General features: G+C 62.6%; 13 protein-coding genes. 5 read left to right on the top strand and 8 right to left on the bottom strand.

The genetic code is table 11. From position 1 onward, the window contains the following. Window positions 1–7: 7 nt before the first annotated feature. From B7Y43_RS10840 to B7Y43_RS10825, 4 genes are read right to left on the bottom strand one after another with little or no spacing between them, the layout of a single operon-like run. The gene (locus B7Y43_RS10840) at window positions 8–484 is read right to left on the bottom strand and encodes a GNAT family N-acetyltransferase (protein WP_374131668.1); all 477 of its coding nucleotides are present in this window, start codon (window positions 482–484) and stop codon (window positions 8–10) included. After that, window positions 481–1,119 carry a tRNA threonylcarbamoyladenosine biosynthesis protein TsaB gene (tsaB, locus tag B7Y43_RS10835; protein WP_374131667.1) on the bottom strand — a complete coding sequence of 213 codons (639 nt, stop codon included), beginning with the start codon at window positions 1,117–1,119 and terminating at the stop codon, window positions 481–483. The genes B7Y43_RS10840 and tsaB overlap by 4 nt, the downstream gene beginning before the upstream one ends. Before the next feature lie 47 nt (window positions 1,120–1,166). After that, a complete protein-coding gene (locus B7Y43_RS10830; protein ID WP_374131666.1) occupies window positions 1,167–1,760 on the bottom strand; it encodes a nitroreductase family protein in 594 nt (197 codons plus the stop codon). A gap of 32 nt (window positions 1,761–1,792) precedes the next feature. Beyond that, complete coding sequence (locus tag B7Y43_RS10825; protein ID WP_374131665.1) at window positions 1,793–2,365, bottom strand: NifU family protein; 573 nt, start codon at window positions 2,363–2,365, stop codon at window positions 1,793–1,795. Window positions 2,366–2,557: 192 nt separating this feature from the next. Here B7Y43_RS10825 and B7Y43_RS10820 point away from each other — a divergent pair, with 192 nt between their 5' ends. Beyond that, on the top strand, window positions 2,558–5,542 hold the full coding sequence (locus B7Y43_RS10820) for a pitrilysin family protein (protein WP_374131664.1): 2,985 nt from the start codon (window positions 2,558–2,560) through the stop codon (window positions 5,540–5,542). A gap of 82 nt (window positions 5,543–5,624) precedes the next feature. Here the strand turns inward: B7Y43_RS10820 and B7Y43_RS10815 are convergent, their stop codons facing one another. The 4 genes from B7Y43_RS10815 to B7Y43_RS10800 all read right to left on the bottom strand — a co-directional run bounded on the left by B7Y43_RS10815 (window position 5,625) and on the right by B7Y43_RS10800 (window position 10,918). Then, window positions 5,625–6,191, bottom strand: coding sequence for a peroxiredoxin family protein (locus tag B7Y43_RS10815; protein ID WP_374131663.1), 567 nt, complete (start codon window positions 6,189–6,191; stop codon window positions 5,625–5,627). A gap of 103 nt (window positions 6,192–6,294) precedes the next feature. Next, window positions 6,295–8,085 (bottom strand): long-chain fatty acid--CoA ligase, encoded by a 1,791-nt coding sequence (locus B7Y43_RS10810; RefSeq protein WP_374131662.1) that lies wholly within the window; start codon window positions 8,083–8,085, stop codon window positions 6,295–6,297. Window positions 8,086–8,161: 76 nt separating this feature from the next. Beyond that, window positions 8,162–9,838, bottom strand: coding sequence for a gamma-glutamyltransferase family protein (gene ggt / locus B7Y43_RS10805; protein WP_374131661.1), 1,677 nt, complete (start codon window positions 9,836–9,838; stop codon window positions 8,162–8,164). Window positions 9,839–9,883: 45 nt separating this feature from the next. Beyond that, window positions 9,884–10,918 (bottom strand): dihydroorotate dehydrogenase 2, encoded by a 1,035-nt coding sequence (locus B7Y43_RS10800; RefSeq protein WP_374131660.1) that lies wholly within the window; start codon window positions 10,916–10,918, stop codon window positions 9,884–9,886. 321 nt (window positions 10,919–11,239) lie between these two features. Here B7Y43_RS10800 and B7Y43_RS10795 point away from each other — a divergent pair, with 321 nt between their 5' ends. The 4 genes from B7Y43_RS10795 (at window position 11,240) to sufC (ending at window position 14,469) form a co-directional block, all read left to right on the top strand. Next, complete coding sequence (locus B7Y43_RS10795) at window positions 11,240–11,668, top strand: Rrf2 family transcriptional regulator (protein WP_374131659.1); 429 nt, start codon at window positions 11,240–11,242, stop codon at window positions 11,666–11,668. Window positions 11,669–11,855: 187 nt separating this feature from the next. Continuing rightward, window positions 11,856–13,340, top strand: coding sequence for a Fe-S cluster assembly protein SufB (gene sufB, locus B7Y43_RS10790; protein ID WP_374131658.1), 1,485 nt, complete (start codon window positions 11,856–11,858; stop codon window positions 13,338–13,340). Continuing rightward, the gene (locus tag B7Y43_RS10785) at window positions 13,340–13,627 is read left to right on the top strand and encodes a DUF1330 domain-containing protein (protein ID WP_374131657.1); all 288 of its coding nucleotides are present in this window, start codon (window positions 13,340–13,342) and stop codon (window positions 13,625–13,627) included. Before sufB ends, B7Y43_RS10785 begins: the two co-directional genes overlap by 1 nt. Further along, on the top strand, window positions 13,627–14,469 hold the full coding sequence (gene sufC, locus B7Y43_RS10780; protein WP_374131656.1) for an ABC transporter ATP-binding protein: 843 nt from the start codon (window positions 13,627–13,629) through the stop codon (window positions 14,467–14,469). The genes B7Y43_RS10785 and sufC overlap by 1 nt, the downstream gene beginning before the upstream one ends. Window positions 14,470–14,473: the final 4 nt, after the last annotated feature.

Genomic DNA, 14,473 nt, shown 5'->3' with positions numbered 1-14,473 from the left:
AGGGTTTTTATGCTAATTGTCGTTCAAACGTCAAAGCATCATACAATTGTCCGCTAGTGCCGCGATAATAAGCAAGGCGTTCGCCTACCTTCAAAAAACCGGATGACCGATAAAGATCAAGCGCTTCGTTGCCGCGCCGTACCTCCAAATATATTTTAGTGGCGTTGCGGTCTTGCGCATCGTTTATCACCGAGCGTAACAAAGCACCTCCTACGCCTCGTCGCCGCACCTCTGGTAAACACGCCAGCAATAATAATTCGGCCTCGCCAGCGATGGCGCGCGCCAGGGCAAAGCCAGCGACGTCGCCGTTAAGCGCTGCCAATGTCAGCCAAACGCCCGGCATGGCGAGGATGCCGAGGCATTGGCCACGCGTCCATGCTTCGCCAAAACGCGGATCAAAGGCGCGCTGCATGATCCGATCGATCGTCGCAATGTCAGCGGGCATGCCGGGTCGTAAGGTGATCATGTTCAGCGTCGTGCTCATGCCGAAATCCCTGCTTTGGGCCTTGCTGGGGTCGCGTCGGGCGCGCGGCCATAGATTGGCCGGGCGGCCAGAGTCGTGAAAGCCGCGGGCAAACTGATCAGATCAGCGGCGTTGGGCAAGGCGTCGATCAAGGGCAGAGAAGGATCGATCGCTGCCAGAAAGCGCGTACCGCTGCCAATCGCCGTGCGTCCTGCCAGCAGGGCGATGGCGGCGGCGGGGGAGAGTGACTCTAGGTTGCTGGTGGGTGCGAACGGTCCGGCGGCGAAGCCCTGAACGAAGACTTCGCCATGCCCCCCTTCGAGCACGACAACGACAGGGCCATGGCCGGGATGCCCAGTGAAATGGGCAGCGGCCAATAACGGCAGCGATGAATAGCCGGACACCGGCACGCCCCAGCCGAGCCCCAGCCCGCGCGCGGCGGCTATGCCAACCCTGATGCCGGTAAAGCTGCCCGGGCCGCAATCGACCATGATGCGATCGCAGCGGCCACCCTGCGGCAAATCGCCAATCATCGGTATGAGCCGCTCGGCATGGCCGCGGTCAACGCGTTCATGATGGCCAGCGATCAGGCAGTTGCCCTCAATCAAGGCAACCGAGCAGGCCGCCGTGGCCGTATCGATAACAAGCGTGCGCATCAGCGTCGCTTAGCGGCTAGCGCGCCGATTGCAAAAGGGGCTGTGGATCAGGCGACGCTGTTGAAAGTGCCAAAATTGGGGCGGGGCAGACGATCGAAGATCGTTGCCGGATCGCCAATGCCAAGCGTTGAAATGAAGTTTGATTTGATATGCGGCGTATCGGCAAAAAACGCTTCATCAACCGCCGCATTGTTAAAGCCTGACATTGGCCCGGTATCGAAGCCCAGCGCGCGCGCAGCGATGATGAAATAGGCCCCTTGCAGCGTCCCGTTGCGCATCGCCGACAATTGGCGGAGCGGCAGATTATTGTCGAACCATGCCTTGGCATTGGTGTGCGGGAACAGTTCGGGCAGTTTTTCATGGAAATTTTCATCATGGCCGATGATCACCGTGACCGGCGCCGCCAGAATCTTGGGGCCATTGGTGCCGCTTGCGCAGGCGGCAAGCTTGGCTTTGGCGTCATCGCTGCGGCACCAGATCAGCCGGGCGGGCATCTGGTTGGCAGAGGTTGGGCCCCATTTCATCAGGTCCCAGATGGCATGGCAATCGTCTTCGCTGATGGGCTGGTTGAGATACCCATTATAGCTGCGCGCGGTCCGCAAAATGGTATCCAGCGCGGCATCAGACAATTTCTCGCCCATCACGGTTCCTGTATTGTTGATTTAATGGAAAATTAGACCGCGCGGACTTCAGTGACCTCGGGCACATAATATTTGAGCAATTGCTCGATCCCGTTCTTCAGTGTCGCGGTGGACGAGGGGCAGCCTGCACAGGCCCCCTGCATCTTCAGATAAACTTTGCCCTTGTCAAAGCCCTGATAAATGATGTCGCCGCCATCATTGGCGACCGCCGGGCGGATGCGGGTTTCGATCAGATCCTGGATCTGGACGATGATTTCGGCATCGGCCGGGTCATCGGCATGGCCGCCCTCCATCGGGACTGTAATGGCGGCGGCGCTGCCCGGATTGAACAAAGGCATGCCGCCGGCGAAATGATCAAGCAAAATGCCGAGCACATCGCTTTTCAAGGCATGCCAATAGACGCCCGGCGCGGCGGTGACGGAGATAAAATCCCGCCCGAAAAAGACGCCGGTCACATCGCCCAGTTCGAACAGAGCGGCGGCGAGGGGGGAGACTTCGGCCTCTTCCGGGCTTGCGAAATCACGCGTGCCTGCATCCATCACGATGCGGCCCGGCAGGAATTTGAGCGTCGCCGGATTCGGCGTTGTTTCGGTTTCGATCAACATGCCAACCCATGTGGGCCACCCTGATCGGTTGATCAAGACCAACCCGGCGGAAGATTTGCCGCGGCTGCTTGTCGCCCGAATTTGTCCCAGGTGTCCAGCAAATGCCGAAAGCTGACCGATCAGAGCAACTTGCCAGTGGCAGCCCGACACCGGTGGCTGGCGGAAGCGGACCAACCCCGCTAGACATTGGTGATGCTTCGTCTTGCCCGCGCGCTTCGGCGCCCCGTCGCCCTTTTTCTCCTCATTGGCCTTGTGCTGCCAGGTGGCGTGGTCCCGGCGGGGGCGCAGCGCGCCAGCAGGTCCGATCTCAACCGAGCCGAACGAGTCCGCGAAGCGCCGTCTGCGACGCCCGGCACGACCAGCGCCACCAACGCATCGCCACAATCGGCCAATGCGCATGAAATCCCCTGGCTGTTCCGCGGCAGCGATATTCCGCCCGATCGTGACTGGACCTTTGGCGAATTACCCAATGGCTTGCGTTATGCGTTGCGCCGAAATGGCGTGCCGCCCGGCCAGGTTGCAATCCGGGTGCGCGTCGATGCCGGATCGCTGATGGAAAGCGACAGCGAACGCGGCTTTGCGCATCTGATCGAGCATTTGACCTTTCGAGGTTCGGTCTATGTGCCCGATGGCGAGGCCAAGCGGATTTGGCAGCGGCTTGGCACCACTTTTGGCTCTGACACCAATGCCCAGACGACGCCAACCAGCACGACCTATAAACTCGATCTGCCCAGTGCGACGCAGGATGGGCTTGATGAAAGTCTGAAAATTCTGTCGGGCATGATCGCGCAGCCCAATCTGACAGGATCGGCACTCACCGCCGAACGCCCAGTGGTGCTCGCCGAGCAGCGCGAACAGCCGGGCGCGCAGGTGCGGTTCGGCGATACCGTGCGCCAGACCTTTTTTGCCGGCCAGCCGCTAGCGGATCGCTCGCCGATCGGCACGATCACGGCGCTGGAGGAGGCGACGGCGCAATCGGTGCAGGCGTTCCACAAACGCTGGTATCGGCCGTCGCGGGTCGTTGTGATCATTTCGGGCGATGTCGATCCGGTGATCTTCGAACAGCTGGTAACCAAATATTTCACGGCGTGGCAGGGCAATGGCCCACCCCCACCCGAGCCCGATTTTGGCAAGCCCGATCCGACCAAGCCCTTTGCCGTTTCAACGACGGAACCCTCGCTGCCGCCACTCGTCACCTGGGCGGTGCTGCGGCCCTGGGTGTATCGGGACGATACGATCATCTTCAATCAGAAGCGGATGGTCGATCAAATGGCGTTGCGGCTGATCAATCGGCGATTGGAAACGCGCGCGCGGAGCGGCGGCAGCTTCATCCAGGCCAGCGTTTCGCTCAACGATGTATCGCGATCGGCCAATGGCACTTTTGTCAGCGTGCTGCCGATCGGGGATGATTGGGAGGCCGCGCTGCGCGACGTCCGTGCGGCGATCGCCGATGCCCAGCAAACGCCGCCTGCGCAGGCAGAGATCGACCGCGAGGTCACCGAATTTGATGCAGCGATGAAGGCCCAAGTTGATACCGCGCGGGCCGAGCAGGGCGCGCAACAGGCCGATAACATGGGCGAAGCGATCGATATTCGGGAAACCATCGCCAGTGCGCAGGTATCCTACGACATCTTCCTTGGCGCGCGCACCAAAGGCTTTTTCACGCCGGAAGCCCTGCTTGAATCAACTCGCCGGGTGTTCGTAGGGGATGCAACCCATGCGGTCGTCAATAGCCGCGCCGCCGATTTGACCGCCTCGGCCCGGCTGGAAACAGCGCTGAAGGCGGATGTATCCGGATTGGCCAATGCCCGCAACGCCGTGCGCAAGATCAGTTTTGCGCAGCTGCCAAGGCTCAAGACGCCGGGCAAGATCGTCAAACGCACGCCGATTCGCGAAATCTCCGGCCCCACCGAAATCGAGCGGATCGATTTTGCGAATGGTGTGCGGCTGATGATCTATCCCAACAGCGGCGAATCCAATCGTGTCTATGTGCGTGTCCGCTTTGGTGGCGGACTCAATGCGCTGCCGACCGATCGGACCACCGCCGCCTGGGCGGCACCGCTAACCTTGATCGCCGGCGGGATCGGCAAGCTTGGCCAGGAGGAGCTCGATCAATTGACGGTCGGGCGGCGGATCGGGATGAGCTTTGACGTCGACGACGATGCCTTCGTGCTTTCTGCCGTGACGTCGCCAGAGGATATGGCCGATCAGCTTCAGCTGATTGCGGCCAAGCTCGCCTTTCCGCGCTGGGACCCGAATCCACTGGCGCGGGCAAAGGCGGTTACGCTGGCGGCCTATGACAGCAATGCCGTTTCTCCCGGCGGCATTCTGTCGCGCGATCTGGAGGGGCTGCTGCATGCTGGCGATCCGCGCTGGGCGACCGCGACGCCGGATCAGGTGCGGGCGACCACGCCAGCCAGCTTCCGGGCGCTATGGGCGCCGATCCTTGCCTCCGGTCCGGTTGAGGTCCAGGTGTTCGGCGATTTCAAGGCGGAGGATGCGGTTGCAGCGGTCGCCAAAAGCCTTGGTGCCATTGCTCCTCGGCGCGCCAGCACCCGGCCGATCCCGCCGGTTAAGTTCCCGGCCAGTACCGGCAAGCCCGTGATGCTCAGCCATGATGGCCCCGCCAACCAGGCAGTGGCGGTGGTTGCCTGGCCGACGGGTGGCGGCATTGACGGTATTTCGGATAGCCGACGGCTGGACCTGCTCGCGCAGATTTTCAGCGATCGGTTGTTTGATCGGCTGCGATCAGAGGCGGGGGCGAGCTATTCGCCAAGCGTGCAGAGCGAGTGGCCAGTTGGCCTGCCCAGCGGCGGGCGGCTGATCGCGATCGGCCAAGTGCCGCCGGACAAGGTGGACTTCTTCTTCACGCTGGCCAAGGAAATTGCCGCTGATCTCGTCGCCAAACCGATCGAGCGCGACGAGTTGAAACGCACGCTGCTGCCCTATGCGCAATATATCGCGCGCGCATCGACCGGGAATACCTTCTGGCTCACGCAGTTGGCGGGGGCGAGCTATGATCCGCGCCGGATTGCTGCGGTCAATTCGCTTGCGGTCGATATCGGCAAGGTAACGCCCGAAATCCTCCAGCAAGTGGCCCAGCGATATCTGAAGCCCGATGGGGCCTTTTTGCTGGCGGTAACGCCCAAGGCGGCGGCCACGGTGGCCGGCAAATAAGGCGCCTGCCCGGCCACGCGGCACGTCATCGCATGAAAAAAGGGTGAACCCCTCCCCCTGAACGGGGGAGGGGTAATTGGCATCAGCCCGCGTCGATGCTGGCCAGGATGGTCTCGTTGCTTGCGCGGATCTTATAGTCGGTGGTCGACAGCTTCTTCTTGATCACGCCATTCTTGCCGATGACCAGGATCGTCGCTGTTGGCACGCCATAGGCAAAATTGTCCTTCGGATAGGCCGGATCGCGCAGGCCGAACGCGTCAATCTGCTTGGAGCCGACATCCGACAGCAGCGTGTAGTTGACGGGCACCTTGGTGTTGAACTTGTTCAGCGCATCGGTTGAATCATAGCTGATTGCGGCAAGCGTATAGCCGCGCTTGGCCAGTTCAGGCGTCAGATCGCGAATTTCCTTCAGCTGCTTCTGGCAATAGGGGCACCAGGCGGCCGAGCGGAAGAACACCAGAACCACGCCCTTCTTGCCGACGATCGACGCAAAATCGCGCGGCTTGCCAGTGATGTCGAGCGCGGTGAAGCCGGCAGGGACCTTGTTACCAACGTCGACAGGCTGGGCAGCGATGGCGGCAGTGGTCGCGATGGCAGCCAGCGGGGCGGCAAGGGCAAGCGACAGGGCGAGCGAAAGGACGGGGCGCATGAAGTATGTCTCCTGGTGACGATGGTCCCCAGGGTACGCGCATAGCGCGCGAGACGTTACACCGCTGGACGAAAAGATACCCCCAAAGCCTGAAATAGCACCCCTAGGCGCGATATAGCGCGTCGAGCCGATCACCATAGACCTGCTTCAGCACATGCCGCCTGATCTTCAGCGAGGGCGTCAGCTGTTCATTTTCGATCGTGAAGGGTTCATCGGCAATGGTGAAGCGGCGGATCCGTTCGATCACCGACAGGTCCTTGTTGACGCGCTCGACCGCAGCACTCAGCGCGGCGCGATAATCGCTATTGTCGCGCAGCTTGTTGAAATCGCAATGCGTGCCCGATTTCGCGCAGAATTCCTGCGTCCATTCGGGATCGGGGACGAGCACCGCGACCATATGCGGTCGCCGGTCGCCAGCGATCATCGCTTGCAGGATTTCGGGCTGCAGGGTCAGCATCCCTTCCACCTTTTGCGGGGCGACGTTATCGCCCTTGTCGTTGATGATCAGATCCTTTTTGCGATCAGTGATCTTGATCCGGCCCTTTTTGTCGATGATGCCGATGTCGCCGGTGTGCAGCCAGCCATCCTTCAGCACCCGCGCGGTTTCCTCTGGATTGCGCCAATAGCCGTGCATCACGAGCTCGCCGCGCACCAGGATTTCACCGTCATCGGCAATCCGCACCTCGGTATTGGCGAGCGGCGGGCCGACCGTGTCCATCTTCAGCCCGACCTTGGGCCGGTTGCAGGAGATGACCGGCGCGGCCTCGGTCTGGCCATAACCTTGCAGAAAGGTCAGCCCGAGCGACTGGAAGAATACGCCGATTTCCGGGTTGAGCGGCGCACCGCCCGAGACCATTGCCTTGATCCGTCCGCCAAATTTCTTCGATACCTTGGGCCGAAGGGTCGCGCCCAGCAGCAGGTTCATCGGCCCGTCGAGCAAGCCCTTTTTGCCGACATGTTCGCGCCCGCCAATCGCCAGCGCCTGATCGAGCAGATAATTGGAGAGCTTGCCCTGCTTCTCGATCGTTTTGAGCATCCGCGCCCGCAGCACCTCAAACAGCCGCGGCACCACGACCATCAGCGTGGGGCGCGTTTCCTCGATATTGGAGGCGAGCTTGTCGAGTCCTTCGGCATAGTAAATCTGCGCGCCTAGCCCGATTGGGAAATGCTGGCCGCCGGTATGTTCATAGGCGTGGCTGAGCGGCAGGAAGGACAGGAAAACCTCTTCCTCCCAGCCGAAATCCTCTGAAATCACGGTGCAGCAGCCATTGACGTTGTGCAGGATCGCGCCGTGATGCTGCATCACCCCGCGCGGTGCGCCGCCGGTGCCGCTGGTGTAGATGATGCAGGCGGTGTCCTCGCGTGTGAAAGTCGCCTGGGCGGCACAGGCGTCGGGGCTGGTCGGGTGATCGTCGATCAGCTTTTGCCAGCTGTGAAAATCCATGTCGCCCGATTGGCCGATCCGCAGATCCTCAATCCCAATCACCATCCGCGCCTGGGTCGCGCGCACCACCGCTGGCAGCAAGGTGCGGGCAAGTTTGGCGTTCGACACGACCACCGCGCGCGCGCCCGAATTTTCGATGATGTGGGTGTGGTCGCGTTCGGTGTTGGTCACATAGGTTGGCACGGTGATCGCACCCGCTGCCATGATCGCCAGATCGCTGATGCACCATTCAGGGCGGTTTTCAGCGACCAGCATCACCCGGTCGCCCGGCTGGATGCCGATCGCTTTCAGCCCGGCGGCCAGGCTGGCGACCTGTTCTGCCGCCTCGCGCCAGCTGCGCGATACCCAGCGACCATCCTGTTTGTGCCACAGGAACGGCTTGTTGCCCTGTTCGCGGGCGCGGGTGAAGAACATGGTGACGAGATTGGGGAAATGTTCGAGCTTGCGCATCGTCTCTCCTGGAGTCGCTTCTAGGCGCAGCCGTTACGGCTTGCGCGATCTTGGTTCCATTGCCCGTTTGGGACGATTATTCGGCGAGTGCAACGCCTACGCTGCGTGGATCTGCTGCACCGACCCAGCCATTCGGGGTCAGTTCGGCCGCGTTGGCCTTCAGACCCAATTTGCTGACCGACACGACATGGCCGAGTTTTTCGAGATCGGCCTTCATTGGCGCGACGGCGGTACCCTCTTCAAGCACCAGCCCTTTTGAATTGAAGTAAACGAGGCCGAGCCCCAGCGCCTCACGTCCTGGCATCCCCCAGTCGAGATGCGCGATCAGCGCCTTGGCGACCTGCATGATGATCGTCTTGCCGCCCGCCGCGCCGACGGTGAAAATTGGCTTGCCGCTTTCTTCATAGACGATCGTCGGCGACATGGATGACAACGGTCGCTTGCCGCCCTGCACGCGGTTGGCGACGGGCGCGCCGTCCTTTTCGGGGACATAAGTGAAATCGGTCAGTTCGTTGTTGAGCACGAAGCCGCCCGAAAGGAGCTGGCTGCCGAATGGGCCTTCAACGGTGGAGGTCATTGTCGAGACATTGCCCGTGCGGTCGACCGCGACGAAATGAGTCGTACCGGGTACTTCGGCCTGCGGCGCTGCGGTGCGCGGTTTGGCACCGGGCGGGGTGCCAGCTTCGTGTGCGGGCAACGTCTTGTCGAGCGAGATCAGCTTCGACCGCGCCTTCATATACGCCGGATCGATCAACCCCGCGACCGGCACGTCAACGAAATCGCGGTCACCCAGATATTTCTCCCGGTCGGCATAGGCGAGCAGCATCGCCTCACCGATCAGGTGCCAGGAAACCGGGTTTGCCGCCCCAAGCTTCTTCATGTCGAAGCGTTCGAGCATGCCGAGAATCTGGAGCACTGTGGTCGCCCCGGATGAGGGCGGGCCCATGCCGCAGATACGGTACACGCGGTAATGACCGCACACGGCGGGGCGTTGTTTGGCTTGATAGGCGGCCAGATCGGCCAAAGTGATGTCGCTTGGGCTGCGGGTCGATCCCGTGGCGGCAGCGACAATGCCTTCGGCGATCGGGCCCTTGTAGAAGGCGTCTGCGCCGCCATCGGCAAGCTGGCGCAGGGTTTGCGCAAGCGCAGGGTTTTTGATCGTTTCGCCCACCGCATAGGGCTTCCCGTCATGCATGTACTGCGCGGCGGTGGCGGGAAAATCCTTCCACAATGTCGACACGAAACCCAGTCCATTCGCCATCGGCGGGGTGACGGTATAACCCTCCTCCGCCAGCTTGATCGCGGGGGCAAATAGCGTTTTCCATGGGAGCTTGCCCCAGCGCTGATGCACCATCGCCATCAGCCGCATATTGCCGGGGACACCGACCGATTTGCCGCCGGGGACGGCCTGCAGAAAGCCCAGCGCGGTGCCATCGGCTTTAAGGAAGCGATCCGCAGTGGCGGCAGCGGGCGCGGTTTCGCGACCGTCGATCGCGGTGAGCAGTCCGGTCACCGCGTCCTGATACAGGAAGAAACCACCCCCGCCGATGCCGCTCGATTGCGGTTCGACCACGGTCAGCGCAAGCATCATCGCCATTTGCGCATCGGCCGCGCTGCCACCGGCGCGCAGAATTTCCTGCCCGGCAGCGGCGGCGCGCGGATCGGCGGCGGATACGACGCCCGGTGTCGTCGACTGGGCCTGAACGGCGGTGGGCAGGGTGAAGGCGAAGAATGCGAGGATCAGCTTTTTCATGGGAGCAAACCTAGACCGGTTTGCCCGCAGCGCAAACATGCTTCGTCACGCCGATCCGATGGCATCAGCCAGGCTGGCGAACCCATCGCGCTTCAGCAGGGCGGTGAGCCCGGAATTGATGTGGCGGGCCAGACTTGGCCCCGCATAGACCAGCGCACTATAGAGCTGAACCAGGCTCGCCCCGGCGCGGATACGGGCATAGGCCTCTGTCGCGCTATCGATGCCGCCCACCGAAATAATCGGGAGCTGCCCGCCGGTTGCGCTGCGGACATCGGCTAGCCGGGTGCGCGCCAGAGATGCCAGCGGCGCGCCGGACAGTCCGCCCGACTCAGCGGCATGGCGCGAGCGGAGCGAGTCGGGCCTGGAAATGGTGGTGTTGCTAACGATCAGCGCATCGATCCGGTGCTCGATCGCGGCGCGGGCGATGCCGTCAATCGCTGCCGGATCGAGATCGGGCGCGATCTTCAGGAACAGCGGGATGGCCCCGCGCGCTGCGCTGCACGCCGCCAGCAATTCGGCGAGCGCGGTGCCGTGTTGCAGGTCACGCAGGCCGGGCGTGTTGGGCGAACTGATGTTGATCGTGATGTAATCGGCAATCTCGGCGGCTTTGGAAACGCCGGTGCGGTAATCGGCGATCCGGTCGGTCGTGTCCTTGTTCGCGCCGACATTGATGCCGAGCACGCCCGGACGTTTAGCAGCAGCAGCGCGCGGCCGCGCTGCGTCGATTCCGCCATTGTTAAAGCCCAATCGGTTGATCACCGCGCGATCCTCGACCAGCCGGAAGATGCGGGGCTTGGGGTTGCCGGGCTGGGGCACGGGGGTGAGCGTGCCGATTTCGACGCTGCCAAAGCCGAGCCCGAACCAGCCGTCGATCGCATCGCCATTCTTGTCGACGCCAGCGGCGAGGCCGAGCGGGGTGGCGAAGTCGACCCCCGCGACGGTGGTGCGCAGGATCGGGTCGGACGCGGGGGCGGCGAAGGGGGTGCCCAGCCTTGCCCATGCTGCCAGCGCGTCGATCGTCAGGCCGTGCGCCTGTTCGGCATCAAGCGAGAATAGGGCGGGGCGGATGAGGCTGAACATGGCGAGGCGTTTGGCAGGGGGTTGGCTGGGTGGCAACTGGGCGGTGCGTTTTGGTCGGGCGTTGATTTGGTTCGCGCGGAGGCGCGGAGACGCGGAGAGGGTGCGCGGCGTAAGGCGCGTAGCGCTTTCATCACCAGCCGCCGAAATTCGATGGCTGCGCCGCCAGATCGCCCTTCTCAATCTTCTTCTCCGCGCCTCCGCGCCTCCGCGCGAACCAAATCTTCTTCTTCAAAGCTCTCCCGGCCCGCCGCTTAACGGTTGACGCGGGCGTCCCCCGACGCCATTTACCAATCAGATCGAATCTGTCCGATTAGGAAATGCATGCGTCTTTCCAGCCTTGCCGATTACGCCGTCGTGATGATGAGCGCCTCTGCGCGGCAGTGCGGGTGCCGGGGCGGCGTGACCGGCCGGCTGAACGCGACGCTGCTGGCCGATGAGACGGGCATTCCATTGCCGACGGTGCAAAAGCTCGTCAGCCGCTTGTCCTCCGCTGGGCTGATCGAAAGCACGCGCGGCACCGGCGGCGGTTTCCGCCTCTCGCGCCCGCCCGCCAGCATTAGCTTGGCCGACATCATCGAGGCGGTCGAAGGGCCGATCGTGCTGACGTCCTGCGTCGACGAGGGTCGGCACGACTGCATCATCGAAGAAAATTGCCGCGTGAAGCCGCACTGGAACGTCGTGAATGGCGCGGTGCGCGGGGCGCTCGCCGGGGTGTCGCTTGCCAGCCTGAGCGCTGAGGTGGTGGCATGACGAAGAATTTGTTCGCGCGGAGACGCAGAGACGCGGAGAAGAAGGGGGGCAGCGTTAGCGGCGCTGCCATCTCGCTTTCACCGGCCCGCGATGAAAGCGCTTCGCGCATCGTGCTGGTACAACCCCTCCGCGTCTCCGCGTCTCCGCGCGACCTATTCAACAGCCGCCAAACGGCAGGAGCCCGATAATGGCCACCAAGAATGCCGAGGCGATTGCCGCCGCCAACAAGAAGTACGAATGGGGTTTCAGCTCGGACATCGAGCAGGAATTCGCACCCAAGGGGCTGTCCGAGGACACCGTCCGCTTCATTTCCGCCAAGAAGGGCGAGCCCGAATGGATGCTCGACTGGCGGCTGAAGGCCTATCGCCACTGGCTGACGATGGAGTCGCCGGATTGGGCCAAGCTCGATCTGACGCCGATCGATTATCAGGACGCGTACTATTACGCCGAGCCCAAGGCGAAGCCCAAGCTGGGCTCGCTCGACGAGGTCGATCCCGAAATTCTGCGCGTCTATGAAAAGCTCGGCATCCCGATCGCCGAGCAGAAACTGCTCGCGGGCGTCGAGGGCGGTGAAGAGGGCGGCCTGCCCGCGCGCCGCGTCGCGGTGGATGCGGTGTTCGACAGCGTCTCGGTCGCGACCACCTTCCGCAAGGAGCTTGAGGCGGCCGGCGTCATCTTCCGCAGCATCAGCGAGGCGATTAAGGAATATCCCGAGCTGGTGAAGAAGTGGCTGGGGAAGGTCGTGCCGATGCACGACAATTATTTCGCGGCGCTCAACTGCGCGGTCTTCAGCGACGGGACGTTTGTTTATATTCCGGAAGGCGTGCGCTGCCCGATGGAGCTGAGCACCTATTTCCGCATCAATGCCGAAAATACCGGCCAATTCGAACGCACGCTGATCGTCGCTGACAAGGGCGCGTACGTGTCCTACCTCGAAGGCTGCACTGCGCCGATGCGCGACGAGAACCAGCTGCACGCCGCGGTGGTGGAACTCGTCGCGCTCGACGATGCCGAGATCAAATATTCGACCGTGCAGAACTGGTATCCCGGCGACGAGAATGGCCTGGGCGGCATCTATAATTTCGTCACCAAGCGGGCTTTGTGCCAGGGCAAGAACTCGAAAGTCAGCTGGACCCAGGTCGAAACCGGCAGCGCGATCACCTGGAAATATCCCTCCTGCGTGCTCGCGGGCGACGGCTCGGTCGGCGAATTCTATTCGGTCGCGGTCACCAACAACCGCCAGCAGGCCGATACCGGCACCAAGATGATCCACCTTGGCAAGAATACGCGCTCGACGATCGTGTCGAAGGGGATTTCGGCGGGGCGCAGCGACAACACCTATCGCGGGCTAGTGCGCGTCTCGCCGACGGCGGAGGGCGTGCGCAACTTCACCCAGTGCGACTCACTGCTCCTCGGCGACCAGTGCGGCGCGCATACCGTGCCGTACATCGAAGTCCGCAACCCGTCGGCGCAGATCGAGCATGAGGCGACGACGTCGAAGATTTCCGACGACCAGCTGTTCTACGCGATGCAGCGCGGGCTGGACCAGGAAGCGGCGGTGGCGCTGATCGTCAATGGCTTTGCCAAGGAAGTGCTGCAGCAACTGCCGATGGAATTCGCGGTGGAAGCGCAGAAGCTGCTGGGGATTTCGCTTGAGGGGAGCGTGGGGTGATGGCTGCTGTTCTCGTCATTGCCAAGCTCACCTTCACCGATGTGGCGCGCTACCGTCAGTATCAGCAGGCGTTTCCAGCGGCCTTTGCGGGGAGCGGCGGAGAAATTCTGGCCGCCGATGAAGCACCCGAAACGCTCTCCGGCGACCACGCTGACAAGGTTGTCGTCATGCGCTTCCCTAGTGCAGCAGCAGCACACACTTTCCTCAACTCCGACGCCTATCGGCAGATCTCGATCGATCGCGATGCCGGTGCCCTAACCCATTCATGGCTGGTGAAATCTTTCTGATGCTTAGAATAACCAACCTTCACGCCGAAATCGACGGCAAGGAAATCCTCAAGGGCCTCTCGCTCAGCGTCAATGCGGGCGAGGTGCATGCGATCATGGGGCCGAATGGCGCGGGCAAGTCGACGCTGGGCTATGTGCTCGGCGGGCGGCCGGGGTATGAGGTGACGGCGGGGTCGGTCGAGTTTCGCGCTCCCACCCTGTGCTCCGGCGAAGGCCGGAGCGATGGCGACGGTGAGGTGGATGATGGCCAGGGCTCCGGCCTTCGCCGGAGCACGGAAGATGGCGAATGGGTCGACCTGCTGTCCCTCGCCCCGCACGAGCGCGCCGCTGCGGGCCTGTTCCTCGGCTTCCAATATCCGGTCGAAATCCCCGGCGTGTCCAACGTCCAGTTCCTGCGCGAGGCGCTCAATGCGCAGCGCAAGGGCCGCGATGAGGCACCGCTTTCGGGCGGTGACTTCCTGAAGCTGGCCAAGGCGCAGGCCGCCGGGCTCGGCATGGATTATGAGATGCTCAAGCGGCCGGTGAATGTCGGCTTTTCGGGCGGCGAAAAGAAGCGCAACGAGATGGTGCAGATGGGCATCATCGCGCCCCGCCTCGCGATCCTCGACGAGACCGATAGCGGGCTCGATATCGATGCACTCCGCGCGGTGGGTGACGGCATCAACCGGATCATGCGCGCGCCCGACAAGGCCGTGATCCTGATCACGCATTACCAGCGGCTGCTCGATTATGTCGCGCCCGATTTCGTGCACATCCTGAGCGGCGGGCGGATCGTGAAGACCGGCGGGCCGGAACTCGCGCTTGAGTTGGAAGCGGAAGGCTATGCCGGGGTGACCGCGTGAGCGC

The sequence above is a fragment of the Sphingomonas sp. 28-62-20 genome, assembly GCF_002281505.1.
Note: the sequence above shows the minus strand (reverse complement) of the source record. Positions and strands in the feature narration are given on the sequence as shown.